Annotated in this window: 15 protein-coding genes and 1 pseudogene; 13 read left to right on the top strand and 3 right to left on the bottom strand. The window is 36.7% G+C overall.

What is annotated here, in order from left to right; translation table 11 throughout:
- Window positions 1-147: 147 nt before the first annotated feature.
- Window positions 148-1,533, bottom strand: a complete 1,386-nt coding sequence (locus I6L50_RS25225) for a hypothetical protein (protein WP_219303428.1) — start codon at window positions 1,531-1,533, stop codon at window positions 148-150.
- Window positions 1,534-1,699: 166 nt separating this feature from the next.
- Between I6L50_RS25225 and I6L50_RS25220 the strand changes: the two are divergent.
- Together I6L50_RS25220 and I6L50_RS25215 are read left to right on the top strand one after the other, a co-directional pair.
- Window positions 1,700-2,099, top strand: a pseudogene (locus tag I6L50_RS25220) (YoqO family protein).
- A 15-nt stretch (window positions 2,100-2,114) separates the two neighbouring features.
- Window positions 2,115-2,483 carry a YoqO family protein gene (locus tag I6L50_RS25215; protein ID WP_219303427.1) on the top strand — a complete coding sequence of 123 codons (369 nt, stop codon included), beginning with the start codon at window positions 2,115-2,117 and terminating at the stop codon, window positions 2,481-2,483.
- A 164-nt stretch (window positions 2,484-2,647) separates the two neighbouring features.
- On the opposite strand, the gene I6L50_RS25210 is transcribed toward I6L50_RS25215, so the two are convergent.
- Window positions 2,648-3,718 carry a M24 family metallopeptidase gene (locus I6L50_RS25210; protein ID WP_078206263.1) on the bottom strand — a complete coding sequence of 357 codons (1,071 nt, stop codon included), beginning with the start codon at window positions 3,716-3,718 and terminating at the stop codon, window positions 2,648-2,650.
- Window positions 3,719-4,166: 448 nt separating this feature from the next.
- On the opposite strand from I6L50_RS25210, the gene I6L50_RS25205 reads away from it, so the two are divergent.
- Complete coding sequence (locus I6L50_RS25205) at window positions 4,167-5,348, top strand: lysozyme inhibitor LprI family protein (protein WP_219303426.1); 1,182 nt, start codon at window positions 4,167-4,169, stop codon at window positions 5,346-5,348.
- Between the two features lie 51 nt (window positions 5,349-5,399).
- Here I6L50_RS25205 and I6L50_RS25200 read toward each other — a convergent pair whose 3' ends face one another.
- Window positions 5,400-7,109: an Rqc2 family fibronectin-binding protein gene (locus tag I6L50_RS25200; RefSeq protein WP_219303425.1), complete on the bottom strand. Its 1,710-nt coding sequence runs from the start codon at window positions 7,107-7,109 to the stop codon at window positions 5,400-5,402.
- 105 nt (window positions 7,110-7,214) lie between these two features.
- Between I6L50_RS25200 and I6L50_RS25195 the strand changes: the two genes are divergently transcribed.
- The 10 genes from I6L50_RS25195 (at window position 7,215) to rsmB (ending at window position 18,674) form a co-directional block, all read left to right on the top strand.
- Complete coding sequence (locus I6L50_RS25195) at window positions 7,215-9,938, top strand: calcium-translocating P-type ATPase, SERCA-type (RefSeq protein ID WP_219303424.1); 2,724 nt, start codon at window positions 7,215-7,217, stop codon at window positions 9,936-9,938.
- Between the two features lie 99 nt (window positions 9,939-10,037).
- Window positions 10,038-10,913, top strand: coding sequence for a YicC/YloC family endoribonuclease (locus tag I6L50_RS25190; protein WP_002088227.1), 876 nt, complete (start codon window positions 10,038-10,040; stop codon window positions 10,911-10,913).
- Between the two features lie 67 nt (window positions 10,914-10,980).
- Complete coding sequence (gene remA, locus I6L50_RS25185; RefSeq protein WP_001251456.1) at window positions 10,981-11,244, top strand: extracellular matrix/biofilm regulator RemA; 264 nt, start codon at window positions 10,981-10,983, stop codon at window positions 11,242-11,244.
- Window positions 11,245-11,257: 13 nt separating this feature from the next.
- Window positions 11,258-11,875, top strand: coding sequence for a guanylate kinase (gmk, locus tag I6L50_RS25180; RefSeq protein WP_002014492.1), 618 nt, complete (start codon window positions 11,258-11,260; stop codon window positions 11,873-11,875).
- A 2-nt stretch (window positions 11,876-11,877) separates the two neighbouring features.
- A complete protein-coding gene (rpoZ, locus tag I6L50_RS25175; RefSeq protein WP_002014493.1) occupies window positions 11,878-12,090 on the top strand; it encodes a DNA-directed RNA polymerase subunit omega in 213 nt (70 codons plus the stop codon).
- Between the two features lie 196 nt (window positions 12,091-12,286).
- Window positions 12,287-13,492 carry a bifunctional phosphopantothenoylcysteine decarboxylase/phosphopantothenate--cysteine ligase CoaBC gene (gene coaBC, locus I6L50_RS25170; RefSeq protein ID WP_219303423.1) on the top strand — a complete coding sequence of 402 codons (1,206 nt, stop codon included), beginning with the start codon at window positions 12,287-12,289 and terminating at the stop codon, window positions 13,490-13,492.
- A complete protein-coding gene (gene priA / locus I6L50_RS25165; protein ID WP_219303422.1) occupies window positions 13,489-15,894 on the top strand; it encodes a primosomal protein N' in 2,406 nt (801 codons plus the stop codon). Before coaBC ends, priA begins: the two co-directional genes overlap by 4 nt.
- Before the next feature lie 11 nt (window positions 15,895-15,905).
- Window positions 15,906-16,376: a peptide deformylase gene (gene def, locus I6L50_RS25160; RefSeq protein WP_219303421.1), complete on the top strand. Its 471-nt coding sequence runs from the start codon at window positions 15,906-15,908 to the stop codon at window positions 16,374-16,376.
- Between the two features lie 22 nt (window positions 16,377-16,398).
- Window positions 16,399-17,343, top strand: coding sequence for a methionyl-tRNA formyltransferase (gene fmt / locus I6L50_RS25155; protein WP_219303420.1), 945 nt, complete (start codon window positions 16,399-16,401; stop codon window positions 17,341-17,343).
- Complete coding sequence (gene rsmB / locus I6L50_RS25150; RefSeq protein ID WP_219303419.1) at window positions 17,340-18,674, top strand: 16S rRNA (cytosine(967)-C(5))-methyltransferase RsmB; 1,335 nt, start codon at window positions 17,340-17,342, stop codon at window positions 18,672-18,674. The genes fmt and rsmB overlap by 4 nt, the downstream gene beginning before the upstream one ends.
- The last annotated feature ends 3 nt before the right edge of the window (window positions 18,675-18,677 follow it).

The raw sequence follows: 18,677 nt of genomic DNA, 5'->3' as shown, positions 1-18,677 counted from the left end.
TAATTGAAGTAATCTGTTTCTCGTAAACGTTTTGAAATAAATACTCTCTTAATATAATTTCGCTACGTAATAAATAAACCCTTTTGAAGGTTAGTATGTTTCAATATTTAACCTAAAAAGGCGTAAGCAAGTATTATCTTGCTTACGTTACAGGATAAACATCGCAACGATCGTGGTGACGATTAAGCCAATCACAACTGGTAAAAAGTTTCGGCGTGCAAGTTCAAACGGATCTACTTTGCATATGGCAGCGGCAGGAATAAGCGCCCAAGGAATTAAAGTGCCACCGCCGGTCCAGATTGCTGCAATTTGCCCGAGTGCTGTTAATGTAGCTGTTCCATGCCCAAGTGCTGTTCCGAAAAGGTTTGCAATCGAACCAGCAAGTGATATACCGGAAAATCCAGATCCATCTAAGCCTGTTATGACACCAACGATAGTTAATGTTCCCGCCGATACATATTGGTTTAAAGGAACAGTTTGAGATAAGGCGATTCCTAAGTCGTTAATGATTCCATGTGAACCTTTCGGTAAATAGTCCCCGATAATTTTCACAAAGCCGCTATCTCCTAAATAAAAGAGTGCAGCAATTGGGATAACTGGACCAAAGATTTTAAATCCAAATTGGAGCCCTTCTATAAAATAATCGGTCGTTTTATTCAGTCCATTACCTTTGTAGGCGATGAGAGAAATGATGATAATCATAATAACAGTCGTCCCGCCGATAAGTGCAGTGGCGTCGCTTCCTTGTAGTTTAAATTGAATCATGCAAAGAATATCTATGGCATATACGATCGGAATACCAATAGCGAGCCATTTTTTTGTCCGAGAAGATAATGAAGTGAGCGTTTTAGAAGACTCAGTTAATGGAATAGATTCTTGTATAGATAAGCCTGTATGAAATTCTTTTCGTAAGAAGAAAAATGCGACGGAAGTTGTCACAATACCCATAACAATAACGAGGGGAACACTGGCTGAAACAACGCTGGAAACAGGAAGACCAGCAGCGTCTGCAGTTAATTTCGGTGCACCTTGAATTACGAAGTCACCAGATAAGGCGATGCCGTGTCCGAATAAGTTCATAGCGATTGCGACTCCAATTGGCGGAAGGCCGACGCGTACAGCGACTGGTAATAAAATGGCCCCCATTAAGGCGACAGCTGGAGAAGGCCAAAAGAAAAAGGAAATTGTCATCATTAAAAGACCGATAATCCAGTAGGCATGTGCAGGTGTCCGAATCATCTTTGTAAATGGTGAAATCATCGTATCATTTATGCCGGTATGAACGAGTAGATTGCTCATTGATACGATAATGGAGATGATTAATATAGTTGGTAATAGCTCAGTAATGGCGTAAATGAAACTTTGAAAAATACCGCTAATAGCAAGAGGGATAGAACTTGTAGCGGTTAATGCTAATAAAAAGATGAAAACGATACAAATGATCGTCGTATCTTTTCTAAAAATAAAAAAGGTAATAATAGTGAGTAAACAAAGAACATAGAGAGCATGTAAAAGCGTTAATTCAACTCCCATAACATTCACATCCTTTAGGCATTCGTGTAGTTCATTGTATGGAAGCAGTGAAAGTATGTGAGTATAGGACAAAGAAAAAAGTGAAATTTCATGTACTGTAATGGTAAGAACAATAAATGGATGTTACAATACAATTAATCCTAAAAATGGAATTAAAGGAGGGCTTATGCGCAAAGAAATTGGATTTTGGGGATTCGTTATATCTTGTAGTCTATTAATCATTTTAAACCTGTTTACAAACAATGAATGGATCAGTATCATACCTGTTTACAAACAATGAATGGATCAGTATCATACCTGTTTTCGGATTTGTATTTATCCTTTTATATAACTGGGATGATATGAAACAATATAGTAAGAAAAGTATCGGAATTATGATAGGTATCATTGTTGTTTGCTCATTTTTCGTAGGATTTATTTTAATAGAAGGGCAGAAGCAAATGGAGAAAATGTCTATTTTTCAACAATGGATGTCGTCTGCAAAAGGTCTTTATATTGTAATTGTAGTAGTTATTTTTCTGAAATTTGTTATAAGCATAGCGAGTTACATATTAAAGGGGAAGTAGAATGGGGGAGTACGAATGAGAGAGAAAATAGGATATTATGGTGTGCTAGGTTGTTTACTATTATCAGTTATTTCGGGGCAATTTCTTAAAAGTGAATGGGTACCAGTAATATTATGTATAGGAGTATTGATTTTTGCTCCTATGTATCGCTGGGATGAATGGAAAGCATATAGTCGAAAAAAGAAAATTGTTTTCAGCATCGAGTTTGTCATTATAATTAGCACGATTCCGTTTTTGTTATTGAAAGGAAATGAGATAATAGATGGAATTGTAATGTTTCAAGGGTGGTTATTTATTTCGAAATTGCTATATTTAATATGCATTTTAATATCGGTAGCGGTAGTCGCTAAAAAAGTAAACGAAAAGTTATTCGTTAATGAATAAAAGAAAATGCCACCTTATTCGGTGGCATTTTCTTACTTTACTGAATGAGCTTTTTGCATCTTTTTAATTAAACGAATTTGTCCGCGATGGTTGATCTCATCTTCAAATACGTGAAACCACTTAAAGTAGTTATGAAAAAGCTCCTGTTAAAAAGTTCATGATTTTTAACAGGGAATGACAATTAGTTCCCGATTTGCCTTTGTAATAACCTCATAGCCCTCTTTTGTGATGACAATATCATCTTCAATTCTACACCCGCCCCAGTTTGGTATATAAATACCGGGTTCAACTGTAACAACCATACCTTCTTCTAAAGTAGCCTTACTTTCTTGGGATAGACGGAGAGGTTCATGAATTTCTAATCCAAGCCCATGACCAGTAGAGTGGCCGAAATATTGACCGTATCCATGTTCTGTAATGTAATCTCTCGTTATATCATCGATACTTTTCGCAGTTTCTCCAGGTTTAATGGCTGCAGTTCCACGCTTTAATGCTTCTAATACAACATTATATATTTTTTTGAATTCTTCCGATGGTTCGCCAATCGCTACAGTACGTGTTAAATCGGAACAATACCCGTTATAAAGTGCACCGAAATCTAAGGTAACGATATCGCCGTGCTCGATTATTTTATTCGATGCAACGCCATGAGGAAGTGAAGAGCGAACGCCAGAAGCTACAATAATTTGAAATGATGAGGATGTAGCCCCTTTCTTTCGCATGAAAAATTCTAATTCATCTCGGACATCAGTCTCACTTATTCCTGGCTTTAGAAACGTAAGGATGTGGTGAAATGATTCGTCAGCAATATTAGCCGCAATTTTCATTGTTTCTATTTCAGGTGTGTCTTTAATAATGCGAATATCTTCGATGATTTCGCACACTTGCACCATTTCCGCATGTATGTATTTTTGTAAGTTTTTATATTGTTGTAATGTCATGTTATTTTCTTCAATTCCAAGTTTTTGAATGTTTAATTTCGATACTTGATTTGCGATTTCTTTTTCTAGATTTCCTTTATGCATAATAATTTCAGCTTCTTTTATTTGTGATTTCGCTTGATCTACATAGCGAAAATCAGTTATAAAAACCGCTTTATCCGCAGAGATTAAGACGACGCCAGCGCTACCTGTAAAGCCTGTTGCATATTGGCGATTTTCTTTTTTAGTAATAAGTAATCCGTCAATTTCATATTTTTGTAGTTGATTTTGGATTTTAGTAATTCTTAAATTCATGTTAATTTCCCCCTTTTCACAGTATTGAATAAAGCAAATAGCGTGCCAAAAGATAACTTTAGAGAAAGGATAGTGGGGAATATATATAAGGGAAGGTAAAGTAAAGTTCTGTCCGCTATTTGTGGGAAGGACTATTTGAAAACTACGGATTGCTTCAAAATATTAGTGAGCAAATGAAAAGAACATCGAATCGTTTTTTTTACACACTGTAAAATTTTTTATACAAATACGAGAAAATAATGTCAAATTTTTTGGAATATCGAAGTCAGGAAAGAAAAGGATAAGCGATGTTTAGAGTGTATATTTGAAAATAACATTAAATTTATTGTTTATTTTAATATAAAAATTAATATATAAATAAAAAATTATTGATACAATAGGTAATTGTTGGGTTTCTCTCGAAGATAGGGATACGTAACGAATAAATAGGATTAAGGAATGTGAGTATATGAAAAAATTAAGTAAAGTAATGTCATTTTGCTTGGTAGTTAGTATGTTTGTTCTAGCAGGTTGTGAAAAAAGTGAAAACAAAGTTCAAGTAAATGAAAAGATTGAACAGCTTGATGAAGCACCAGAAGTGACAGGAAAAGAAGCGAAAAAGATTGTACGAAAGAGCGTAGATAGGATAGCAAACGCTTTTAGTGAGATGGAAAAAGAAAATGGATGGAGCCGAAATAATCCTGGAGATATGGAGACAGCGAAAAAAGGAGTTAAGGGATTAGTTACAGATAAGTTTGTAGAAAATCAGCTTCCTAAGTCGCTTGACACATTTAATAGGTCTAGAGAGACGGATATGTTGCCATTCCCAATTCATATTGAGCCAGACGTGAGAATAACTTGTTCACAGAAAAATGATGTTTTAAAGATTGAGACGCTTATCCTTGCAAATGATATGGGGAATGAAGCGGAGACGTGGGAATTTGTTTTAGTTTATACTGATGGAAAATGGTTAATGGATAAATGGTCATCAAATACGCCAGTAGATTTAAAGTTAACTAAAGAAGAAGCTAACGAAATTCTTAGAGTTCAAGGTTTCAAGAATGTCTCTTTCGTTAGAGAAGAGAATAGTGGAAATAAGAAATATATTTTTAAAGAAAGTAACGGAGTAGTTGCTGTGGATGCCCAAACATCTGTTATTACTCACAATGTAGATGATGAAGAGCAAGAAAAGGTAACGAAACAAGATTTTATTCAAGAGCAAGAAACAGCTAAGGGAAATGATTCCAGTACGTATACTAGTTCAAAAGAAGAGAAGCAGCCAAAAAAAGAATCTTCTTCAGTATTAGGTAAAACTAAGGCTCTAAATAAGTTAGTTGCTCTAGAAAACGAAGAAAAACATACAAATGTTATGTCAACAAATGACATAGTAAATGAAATAGAAGGAAATTATCAACTATGGGATAATAAACTAAATGAAATTTACAGTACATTAAAAAATACGATGTCAGCTGATGCATTTCAGTCATTAAAAACAAAACAGATTGCATGGGTTAAAGAAAAAGAAAGTAAAGTTACAGCGATTGGTACAGATCCAAATAATGGAACGATGAGACGTATAGAGGCTTCGGAAGAGAAATATAAGATGACAAAAGAAAGATGTTATGAATTAGTGAATGGTTATATGAACTAAGCTGAATACATAGAAAAATGCGTTGCTTGCTAGCAACGCATTTTTAAGTATTTACGCTTTTAATTTCATTACTGTATCAGCATCTGGTGTTACATATAATGTTTGTTGATTGTCATATGTAACAAATCCAAGTTTTGCACCGCTCGGTTTTTTGACATGGCGTATCTTTGTGAAATCTACAGGAACAGAACTAGAATCTTTTGCTTTACTGTAATAAGCAGCGATTTTAGCGGCCTCTTGTAAAGTCTCTTCCGTAGGTTCAAGAGAACGAATGACAACGTGGGACCCAGGTATGTCTTTCGTATGTAACCAAATTTCATCACGACGGGAGAATTTCGTTGTTAAATAATCATTTTGCTTATTGTTTTTACCGACGAAAATTTCTGTGCCATCACTAGCTAAATATTTGTCCAATACTGGTTTTGTCGGTTTTTTCTTTGTGTTTTTCTTCTTACGATTACGTACATAACCTTCTTCGGTCAGTTCTTCACGAATCTCTTCAATATCTTTTGAAGAAGCAACTTCCATTTGTTGAAGTAAGCTATCGAAATAAAGAATTTCTTCATTTGTTTTTACGATTTGTTCTTCTACAATAGCAACTGAATTTTTCGCTTTTTGGTACTTTTGGAAATAGCGTTGTGCATTTTCAGATGGTGTTTTTAAAGGATTTAATGTGATTTTTACAGTCCCACCATTTTCGTCGTAATAGTTAACGACTTCTATCTCTTTATCACCTTTTTTCAAAGCGTACATATTGGCTGTAAGTAGCTCTCCAAATAGTTGATATTTATCTGCTTTTCCGGCATCTTGTAATGTTTTTTCTAGTTTAATTAGCTTCTTTTCGTTTTTTGTTTTTTCATTTTGCATAAAGCGTTCTAAATCGTGAGCTTGTTGTTTTACACGATCGCGCTCTGCTTTACCAAAGAAGAAACGATCTAATAATTCACTAACAGATGAAAATGTTTTTTCGTTTCCTTGTAAGTGAGAAAGAGGGAATAGGTAAAAGAACTCTTTTCCATTTGCTGTTATCATTGCTGGCACGTACTGATGTGTTAGCAAAGGTTTTTGCAAGCTGAAGAAAGCTTCAGATAATGCTTTTTCATTTGCCATACCTGCTTTTTTTACAACTTCTTTTGCAAATAATGGGGAAATTCCCATGAATGCTCCGACAAGTTGTTTGTCCATGTTGCCAGATAAAAAGTCTAGCGGTTTAATAAAATCATCTTCTGTTTCGATAAGAAGCGGATTAACTTTATGTTGTGCCGGTGGGGCAACATATTCAGCTCCAGCATATACAGTACGATGTCGGTTTACCGCTAAAGAAACGTGTTTTAAGCTATCTAAAATAACATTTGTTTTCGTATCTACTAAGATAATATTACTGTGTCGTCCCATTATTTCGATTACTAATGTTTTTACTGATTCGTCACCGATTTCATTGCGACTGCGGACTGTAATTTGAATAATACGTTCTAAGTCAATTTGTTCAATTTTTTCAATAAATCCACCTTCTAAATGTTTGCGAAGAAGCATACAAAACATCGGCGGTAGCGCTGGTGAATTGTAGTTTTGATTTGTTAAGTGCATACGCGCATATGTAGGGTGAGATGAAAGAATTAGCTTTTGGTTTTTTCCGTTTGCTCGAATATGTAATAAAACTTCATATTTTGAGGGTTGATATATTTTTGAAATTCTTCCTGTTTGAAGAGAATTTGCAATTTCATGTGTAATTGCTCTTGTAAATAATCCATCGAATGCCATGAATGAACACTCCTTTCTAACTAAAAGTTAATTATAGCATTTTTTTGGACGAGGCTGAATAAGCTTTCATTAGAGTATGTCTGGAATCAGGAGGTCGATGGCAGGATGAACTGGTATGAAATGCGAGCACATGAAGTGGAGGAAAGAACGAATACGAATGTGGAGGTAGGTCTTACAGAGCAAGAAGCAGAGGGCCGATTAAAGAAATTTGGTACAAATGAATTGCAAGAAGCAAAGCGGCCTTCTGCGCTTATGGTGTTTTTAGCGCAATTTAAAGATTTTATGGTACTTGTTTTATTTGGTGCTACAATTATTTCAGCTTTTTTAGGAGAGTATATTGATTCGATTGCAATTGTTGCAATTGTTATTATTAATGGTGTCCTCGGTTTCTTTCAAGAGAGGAAAGCTGAAAAATCGTTGGAAGCTTTAAAAGAATTGGCAGCTCCTCAAGTTACTGTACTAAGAAATGGGAAGTGGATAAAAGCGCCGTCAAAGGCGCTTGTACTAGGTGATATTATTAAATTTTCTAGTGGTGACCGTATTGGCGCGGATGTTCGCCTTGTGGAATCTTCAAGTTTATATATTGAAGAATCGGCTCTTACAGGAGAGTCATTGCCTGTACAAAAGAAGGTAGAGGCGTTACAAGGTCAAGATGTTTCAATTGGTGATCAAAAAAACATGGCATTTATGGGGACGATGATAACGAGAGGTGCTGGAACAGGGGTAGTCGTAGCAACTGGAATGAATACAGCTATGGGGCAAATTGCAAATATGTTGCAAAATGCTGAGCAAATGGAAACGCCATTACAAAGAAGATTAGAACAGCTTGGAAAAATTTTAATTATTGTTGCTCTTATTTTGACGGCTCTTGTTGTACTAGCTGGTGTATATCAAGGGAATGAAGTGTATCACATGTTTTTGGCTGGGGTTTCGCTTGCTGTTGCAGCTATTCCAGAAGGATTGCCAGCTATCGTTACGGTTGCGCTATCACTTGGCGTACAGCGTATGATTAAAAAGAGGGCAATTGTGCGAAAGTTGCCAGCTGTAGAAACGTTAGGCTGTGCTTCTGTTATTTGCTCAGATAAAACAGGAACAATGACACAAAATAAAATGATGGTAACACATATGTGGTCAGGCGGAGAATTGTGGAAAGTAACAGGTCAAGGCTATGAGCCAACAGGTTCGTTTATGAAAGGTGAAGCAGTAATTGACCCTACTAAGACGAAATCACTGTATCAACTACTTACATTTGGCTGTTTATGTAATAATGCGAATGTTATTCAAAAGAAAAAGACGTATGTGTTAGATGGAGATCCAACAGAGGGAGCTCTCGTTGCTGCTGCAATGAAGGCGGGAATCTCACGTGAAGCTCTTAAAGGAAAGTTTGAAGTCATTCGTGAATTTCCTTTTGATTCAACTAGAAAAATGATGAGCGTTATCGTTCGTGATCGTGAAGGCAAAAAATTTGTTATTACAAAAGGAGCACCAGATGTTCTTTTGCAGATGAGTCAAACAATTTTGTGGGGAAATAAGCAACAGCCTTTAAGTGAAATGTATCGAAAAGAAGTGCAGGCAGCGATTCATAGTTTAGGAAGTCAAGCTTTACGAACGATTGCAGTGGCATTTAAACTGTTAAAAGCTACAGATTCAATTGAACATGAAAGAGAAGTCGAGCAGGATTTTATGCTTGTTGGAATACAAGGAATGATAGATCCGCCAAGACTAGAAGTGGCGCAAGCGGTGAAAGAGTGTAAGGAAGCTGGTATTAGAACGGTAATGATTACGGGAGATCATAAAGTGACGGCAATGGCAATTGCGGAACAGCTAGGGGTTTTACCGGCGGGTGGACGCGTTGTTGAAGGTGTAGAACTTGCGAATATGGATGTAGAGGCATTAGAAGATATTGTAGAAGATACGTATGTATTCGCTCGTGTGTCTCCTGAGCATAAATTGAAAATCGTTAAGGCGCTACAAAATAAGGGACATATAGTAGCTATGACAGGTGATGGAGTGAACGATGCTCCAGCTATTAAAACAGCTGATATAGGGATTGCGATGGGAATTACAGGGACAGATGTTGCAAAAGAAGCTTCGTCACTTGTGTTGTTAGATGATAATTTTGCTACGATTAAATCGGCGATTAAAGAAGGTAGAAACATATATGAAAATATTCGGAAGTTTGTTCGGTATTTGTTAGCATCTAACGTTGGTGAAATTTTGGTTATGTTATTTGCGATGTTACTTGCACTGCCATTGCCGATGGTTCCAATTCAAATTTTATGGGTGAACTTAGTTACTGACGGTTTACCAGCGATGGCATTAGGTTTGGATAAGGCTGAAGGAGATGTGATGAAGAGAACACCACGCCATCCGAAAGAAGGGGTGTTTGCTAGAGGGCTTGCGTGGAAAATTATAAGTCGTGGTTTTCTAATCGGAGCAGTGACATTAGTAGCGTTTATTATTGCATTTAACCAGCATCCGAATGAATTGAAGTATGCACAAACGGTAGCCTTCGCAACATTAGTACTGGCTCAGCTTATTCATGTATTTGATTGTCGTAGTGAACATTCTATATTTCACCGCAACCCGTTTGGAAATATATATTTAGTAGGGGCGGTTATTATTTCTTTACTGTTAATGCTTGTAGTTATATATTATCCACCATTACAGCCGATTTTTAGCACAATGCCGATACAAGCACGAGATTGGTTGTTAATTGGAGGATTATCATCTATTCCGACCTTCTTATTAGTAGGATCCTTATTAACAAGAAAAAAGGAGAAAAAGAAAAAGCCGCTGTTATATAAGAAGGGATTAAACTTGAAATAGTCAATGATATGAAAATATGATATAATTTACAGAAGGTAGTAGAGCCTTGTCTCTATTGCCTTTTTCATTGAGTTATTTCATGGCTTGGATGTGATAAAGATGATTTGTAGTATGACAGGATTTGGAAGATCGAAGGTAGAAAACGATACTTTTCAAATAACAGTAGAAATGAAGTCAGTGAACCATCGTTTTTTAGAAATGAGTATTCGGCTTCCGAAGCAAATGATGGCGTTTGAAGACAAGATTCGTAAAATAATTGCAAAGCAAGTTCGCCGTGGACGTATTGAAGTGTCTATTAGTATAACAGGTGAAGGGCTTGTTGAAAGAAAATTAACTGTGAATTGGGAACTTCTCAAGCAGTACCAATCCATTATGGAAGATATAAAAGGGAAATTTCAATTACAAGATTCTATTACACTCGGGCAACTAATGGGAATGCCAGAAGTAACGGCAGTTGAAGAAATAGAAAATGTAAATGAACAATTTGAAACCGGTTTATATGAAGCTGTTCGCCAAGCTGCTCATATGTTGAAAACGATGAGAGATGGCGAAGGAGAACGATTACATAAAGATATAGCATATCGTTTGCAAGAGATTCATAATTGTGTAAATGCAATTATTCCACATGCACCAATTGTTACACAAAAATATCGTGAACGATTAGAAAATCGCTTAAAGGAATTACATAATCAAGATTTAGATGAACAACGATTGTTGACAGAAGTAGCAATATTTGCAGAGCGTTCAGATATTCACGAAGAATTAGTTCGATTACAAAGTCATTTAGATCAATTTCGTGAAGCACTGCAAATTACAGAGCCTGTTGGAAGGAAAATGGACTTCATCGTGCAAGAGATGCATAGGGAAGTTAATACGATAGGTTCTAAGGCAAATGACTTAACAATTTCAAAATATGTCGTAGAAATGAAAAATAACCTTGAAAAAATTCGTGAACAAGTACAGAATATTGAGTAGCTTTCAAAAAATATATAAAGTTATACGTGGTGGAGAAATCGGATAGACTTACTAGGAGGCGCAAACTATGGCCATGCGGTTTTTAAATATTGGATACGGAAATATTGTATCTGCTCATCGAATTATTGCTATTGTAAGTCCGGAGTCAGCTCCTATTAAACGGACAGTACAGGAAGCGCGTGAACATAATGCTTTGCTTGATGCTACGTATGGGAGAAAAACAAGGGCGGTTATTGTTATGGATGATGGGCATGTAGTATTAAGTCCAATTCAGCCAGAGACGATTGCACATCGTTTGAATAATAAAGAAGATTTAAGTGAGGAAGGGTAGGTTTTACATATTTATGAGAAGTAGAAGAGGATTGCTCATCGTTCTTTCGGGACCTTCTGGTGTCGGGAAAGGAACGGTTCGAAAAGAGCTGTTTAGCCATGAAGACACACGTTTTCAGTACTCTATTTCAGTAACGACACGTAAACCGCGTGAAGGTGAAGTAGATGGTGTGGATTATTTCTTTAAAGAGAGAGAAGAATTTGAAGAAATGATTCGTAATGAAAAGTTACTTGAATGGGCTGAGTTCGTTGGTAATTATTACGGAACACCGATTGATTATGTTGAAAAAACGTTACAAGAAGGAAAAGATGTGTTCTTAGAAATTGAAGTGCAAGGAGCAATTCAAGTTAAGAAAGCCTTCCCAGCAGGTGTATTTATTTTCTTAGCACCTCCAAGTTTATCTGAACTAAAGAACCGAATTGTCGGCCGTGGTACAGAAACTGAAGATGTTATTGAAAATCGTTTAACTGTAGCGAAAGAAGAAATCGAAATGATGGACGCTTATGACTATGTTGTAGAAAACGATCAAGTTGAATTAGCTTGCGACCGAATTAAAGCAATTGTGGTTGGTGAACATTGCCGCCGCGAAAGAGTGGCAAAATACTATAAAGAAATGACGGAGGGTCTATAATTATGTTAAATCCATCAATTGACTCATTATTAACAAAAATCGATTCTAAATATACACTTGTAACAGTAGCTGCAAAGCGTGCACGTGAAATGCAAATTGCTGACAATTGTGTTATTGAAAAGCCTGTTTCTTATAAATGTGTAGGTAAAGCATTAGAAGAAATCGATTTAGAAGTATTAAAATATGTACCAAGCGATGACACAATAATTGATTAAGACATTCTTTTCGACAAATTAAAACATAGACTTTATAATTTTCTATGTAACGGTAACAACCTATTTACAAGTAGGTTGTTATTTTTTTATGATAGGGAAGAAATAATCGTAAAAAGGTGGAACAACATATTGGTACTGACGAGCTGAAAATTCTATTTCAGTAGAATAAGTTTGAAAAAGAAAGAGGACGAGTCATATGCTAAAAGGGAAAAAGATACTTCTATGTGTAACAGGAGGCATTGCAGTTTTTAAAGCAGCTGCGTTAACGAGTAAATTGACACAAGCGGGTGCTACTGTAAAAGTAATGATGAGTGAATCGGCAATGAAGTTTGTTACACCTCTTACATTTCAAGCGCTTTCTCGCCACGATGTATATACGGATACGTTTGATGAAAAAGACTCAGCAGTTATCGCTCACATTGATTTAGCGGATTGGGCAGATGTTGTACTTGTGGCACCTGCTACAGCGAATTGCATTGGAAAGTTAGCTGGCGGTATTGCTGATGATATGATTACAACTACTTTGTTAGCTACTACAGCTCCAGTTTGGATTGCACCTGCTATGAATGTGCATATGTATGAAAATAAAATTGTTCAAAAAAATATGATGACGTTAAAAGCGTTAGGATATACATTTATTGAGCCTGGCGAAGGCTTTTTAGCATGTGGTTATGTAGCTAAGGGAAGACTGGAAGAACCTGAAGTGATTATTAGAAGGTTAGAAGAGGTTTTCTCAGAACAAAAACCATTGCAAGGAAAGCGAATATTAATAACGGCTGGCCCGACACGTGAAAAGATTGACCCAGTCCGTTTTATGACGAATTTTTCTTCTGGAAAGATGGGGTATGCGATCGCAGAAGTTGCAGCAAGCTTAGGTGCTGATGTCATACTTGTTTCAGGACCGACAGCATTAGAGTCACCATTACATGTCACAACAATACAAGTAGAATCTGCACAAGATATGTTAGAGGCAGTCCTTCAGCATTATCAGAGTGTGGATGTTGTTATCAAAACAGCGGCAGTTGCAGATTATCGCCCAAAATATGTTCACGATAATAAAATGAAAAAGCAAAATGGCGATGCTGTAATTGAATTAGAAAGAACAGTGGATATTTTAAAAACGTTAGGTGAGAAGAAGGACCGACAGTTACTTATCGGTTTTGCAGCTGAAACGACAAACATAGAGGAATACGCAACGAGAAAATTACGTGAGAAAAATGCAAATATGATTGTTGCGAATGACGTGAAAGCGCAAGGAGCTGGGTTTGGTACGGATACAAATATTGTGACAATGTATAGAAAAGATGGAGAAATCATTGAGCTGCCACTTTTAACGAAAAAAGAAGTGGCTCGTGAAATATTAAAGCAAATAGAAATGATGTTAGAAGATGATTATGTATGAAGTTTGCAAGTGTAATTGTTGATGTACCTGCACGTCAAACAGATCGACCGTTTGATTATATTATCCCTAAAAAATGGGAAGATATCGTGCAAACAGGAATGCGTGTAGTAGTCCCATTCGGTCCGAGGAAATTGCAAGGTTTTATTATTGGCATAAAGGATTCGGTTGAACTAGAAAGTAAAAAGTTAAAAGCGTTGTATGAAATATTAGATGTCACTCCTGTTTTAAATGATGAATTATTAAAACTTGGGTATTGGCTTACAAGTGAAACGTTATGTTATATGATTTCAGCTTTTCAGGTGATGCTTCCGACGGCGATCAAAGCAACATATAAAAAGCGTCTGCAACTTCGTAACCGAGAAGAAGTAGCACCAGAAATTCTTTCTTTATTTCAAGGGAAGGAAACGATAGATTGGGAAGCTATCGAAGCACAGCCGCACCTATATCGCACTATTCAACAAGAAATTAAAAATGGTACGACTGAAGTGGTTTATCAAGTAAAGGATAAAGTGCAGAAGAAGAAACAAAGAGTAGTTCAACCGGAGTTGCCGGCAGATAAATTGGAATTAGCAGCATTTGAACTGAAAAGTAAAAAACAACAAGATGTACTCTATTATTTTGTAGAAAACTACAAAAGTGTACCGTTAAAAAATTTAACAGAAGAATTACAAATAACAGATGCTCCAATAAAAGCACTTGTTAAAAAGGGTCTAATCTCAGAAAAGTATGTAGAGGTATACCGGAGTCCGTATGACGATGATGATTTTGAACAAACGAAACCATTTCCGCTTACTGAGGAACAAAAACAAGTAATTACACCGATTTTGTCATCAATTACAAATGAAACTTACAATCCATTTTTACTATATGGTGTTACAGGAAGTGGTAAGACTGAAGTGTATTTACAATCTATAGCAGCGGTGCTCGAGAAAGGAAAAGAAGCAATTGTGCTTGTTCCTGAAATTGCGCTAACGCCCCAGATGGTAGATCGCTTTAAAGGTAGGTTCGGTTCGCAAGTTGCAGTTCTTCACAGTGCGCTTTCTGTTGGCGAGAAATATGATGAATGGCGAAAGATATTAAGAAAAGAAGTGAAAGTTGTAGTTGGTGCGCGTTCAGCTATTTTTGCTCCATTCGAAAATTTAGGAATCATTATTATTGATGAAGAGCATGAATCAAGTTATAAGCAAGAGGATAACCCAAAGTATCATGCAAGAGATGTAGCAGTGTGGAGAGGACAATACCATAAGTGTCCAATCGTTCTCGGAAGTGCAACGCCGACACTTGAATCGTTTGCTAGAGCGAAAAAAGGTGTCTATGGGTTGCTTACAATGGAAAAACGTATGAACAAACAAGCTTTGCCGACTGTAGAAATTGTTGATATGCGTGAAGAGCTTCGTGATGGAAATCGCTCAATGTTTTCAAAGGCACTGCATGAAAAAATAGCAGATCGATTAGAAAAGAAAGAACAAATGGTTCTCTTTTTAAATAGAAGGGGTCATTCTACGTTTGTGATGTGCCGTGATTGTGGGTATGTCGTACAATGTCCGCATTGTGATATTTCGTTGACATATCACAAAATGAACCATCGTTTAAAATGTCATTATTGTAGTCATGAGGAAAATATGCCAACGGAGTGTCCTGCTTGTAATAGTACGTATATTCGTTTCTTTGGTACAGGGACGCAAAAGGTTGAAGAAGAAATCACAAAACTATTCCCTGAGGCGCGGGTCATTCGAATGGATGTGGATACAACAAGCCGTAAAGGAATGCATGAAAAATTATTAAAGGCGTTTGGTGAAGAGAAAGCAGATATATTACTTGGAACACAAATGATTGCAAAAGGGCTTGATTTTCCGAAGGTGACGCTTGTTGGGGTTTTAACGGCGGATACGATGCTTCATCTACCTGATTTTCGGGCGAGTGAAAAGACGTATCAGCTATTGACACAAGTGAGTGGACGTGCAGGAAGACATGAATTGCCAGGGGAAGTTGTAATTCAAACGTATACGCCGGAACATTACAGTGTAGAATTAGCAAAGAATCAACAATATGATGTATTTTATGAGCACGAAATGCAAATGAGGCAAATGAGACAATATCCGCCATATTACTACGTTGTACTTGTAACTGTATCTCATCCGGAATTATTAAAGGCAGTCCAAGTGACGGAAAAAATTGTCGGTCATTTACGAACGCATTGTTCAAGGAAAACGATGGTGTTAGGGCCGGTTGCTTCAGCAATTCCAAGGATAAAAGATAGATATCGTTACCAATGCATGATAAAATACAAACGGGAACCAAACTTAAAGAACGTGCTCAAAATGGTAAATGAACATTATCAAGCAGAAATGCAAAAAGAGCTACAAATCTCAATTGATTTTAATCCAACAATGTTAATGTAGCGGAGGGAAATATGTCAGTTTTAGAAATTGTAAAGCATCCAAATGAAGTGTTAGAAACACCATGCGAAAGAGTAATTAACTTTGATAAAAAGTTAGTGAAATTGTTAAAAGATATGCATGAAACAATGTTAATTGCAGACGGAGTTGGTCTAGCTGCGCCACAAGTGGGTGTAAGCTTACAAGTCGCTGTTGTTGATATAGGTGATGATACGGGTAAAATTGAATTAATTAATCCTGTTATTTTAGAAAAACGTGGTGAACAAGTAGGTCCCGAAGGCTGCTTAAGCTTTCCGGGACTTTATGGTGAAGTGGAGCGCGCAGATTACATTAAAGTACGTGCACAAAATCGTCGCGGTAAAATATTTTTATTAGAAGCGGATGACTTCTTAGCGCGTGCAATTCAGCATGAAATCGATCATTTACACGGTGTTTTATTTACATCTAAAGTGAAAAGGTATTATGAAGCAGGCGAATTAGAATAGGTTTAAAAGGAGCGGTTTTTGAATGATGAAAGTAGTATTTATGGGGACACCGGACTTTTCTGTGCCGGTGCTTCGTCGTCTTATCGAGGACGGATATGACGTAGTTGGTGTTGTAACGCAACCTGATCGTCCAGTTGGTAGAAAAAAGGTTTTAACACCTACTCCTGTTAAAGTAGAAGCGGAAAAACATGGTATTCCAGTAGTACAGCCGTTAAAAATTCGTGAAAAAGACGAATATGAAAAAGTATTAGCACTAGAGCCAGACTTAATTGTAACAGCAGCATTTGGACAAATCGTACCGAATGAAATTTTAGAAGCGCCAAAGTATGGATGTATTAATGTCCACGCATCATTACTTCCAGAACTTCGCGGTGGTGCACCAATTCATTATGCGATCATGGAAGGTAAAGAGAAAACAGGTATTACAATTATGTATATGGTAGAAAAATTAGATGCTGGCGATATATTAACGCAAGTAGAAGTAGAAATTGAAGAGCGTGAAACAACAGGTTCATTATTTGATAAGTTAAGCGAAGCAGGAGCACACCTTTTATCTAAAACGGTTCCTTTACTAATTCAGGGTAAACTAGAACCAATTAAACAAAGTGAAGCTGAAGTGACGTTTGCATATAATATAAAACGTGAGCAAGAGATAATTGATTGGACAAAAACAGGTGAAGAAGTATACAATCACATTCGCGGATTGAATCCATGGCCAGTTGCTTATACGACTTTGGCAGGACAAGTTATTAAAGTATGGTGGGGAGAGAAGGTCTCTATTGCAGAGAAAGCTGAACCAGGTACAATAGTAGCTCTTGAAGAAGATGGATTTGTTGTTGCAGCAGGGAACGAGACAGGCGTTAAAATCACTGAATTGCAACCATCTGGTAAAAAGCGTATGAGTTGTTCACAATTTTTACGTGGAACAAAACCTGAAATTGGTACGAAGTTAGGAGAAAATGCATGAGACAAAATGTTCGTGAGTTAGCTCTGGATGGCTTAATTCAAGTAGAAAAAAGTGGTGCATATAGCAACTTACTTTTAAATAATTTGATTGAAAAAAATACAATTGACAGAAAAGATATTGGTTTATTAACTGAAATGGTATATGGAACAATTCAACGTCGTGACACACTAGATTATTATTTACAACCATTTTTAAGAAAAAAGGTTGAAGCGTGGGTAAGAGTGTTGCTTCGCCTATCTCTATATCAAATGCTATATTTAGACCGAGTTCCAGAAAGAGCGGCTATTCATGAAGCAGTTGAGATTGCAAAGCGTCGTGGGCATAAAGGGATTTCAGGCATGGTGAACGGAGTATTGCGTTCAATTCAGCGAGAAGGTGTACCTTCGTTAGAAGAAATTGAAAATCCAGTAGAACGACTTGCGATTGCAACGAGTCATCCAATGTGGCTTGTACAAGAATGGGCATCCGAATATGGTTTAGAGACAGCAGAGAAAATGTGTGAAGTAAATATGTTGCCACCTGTACCAACAGCACGTGTAAATGTTGATAAAGTAACGGTAGAAGAAGCGGTTGCGTTATTAGCTGATGAGGGTATAGAAGCAAAACGTGGCGAATTGTCAGAGGATGCAATTCAAATTGAAAGAGGAAATGTCGCACATACAGAAGCGTTCAAAAAAGGTTTCCTTTCTATTCAAGATGAAAGCTCAATGCTTGTAGCACGTGCTTTAGAACCGAATAAAGGAGATACAGTTCTAGATAGTTGTGCTGCTCCTGGCGGAAAAACAACTCATATTGCAGAGCGTTTGGACGGAACTGGTAAGGTAATGTCGCTTGATTTACACGCACATAAAGTACGTTTAATTGAACAACAGGCGAAGAGACTTGGTTTAGAAAATGTAGAAACGATGGCTTTAGATGCTAGAAAAATTCAAGAGCATTTTGCAAATGAATCTTTTGACAAAATATTAGTAGATGCACCATGTTCTGGATTTGGTGTTATTAGACGTAAACCTGATATTAAGTTAGGTAAAGATAAGGGCGATAGTGAAAGGTTATCAACGATTCAACTTGCGATACTAGAAAAAATAGCACCATTGTTAAAACAAGGTGGTCGCCTTGTTTATAGTACGTGCACAATTGAAAAAATAGAAAATGAACAAGTAATAAAGCAATTTTTACAAGAGCATCCTGAATTTGAATGGGATACTACGATAAAAGATCGCATGCCAGAAAAGTTAAATCCGTATATTGATGAAGGTCAAGTACGAATTTTACCGCATTATTTTGCAACAGATGGCTTTTATATTGCTTGTTTAAGAAAGAAGGTGTAGCAT

The sequence above is a fragment of the Bacillus sp. FDAARGOS_1420 genome, from assembly GCF_019344915.1.
GTDB classification, from domain to species: domain Bacteria; phylum Bacillota; class Bacilli; order Bacillales; family Bacillaceae_G; genus Bacillus_A; species Bacillus_A mycoides.
The sequence above is the reverse complement of the archived record's forward strand: the minus strand, read 5'-3'. Positions and strand labels throughout refer to the sequence as shown.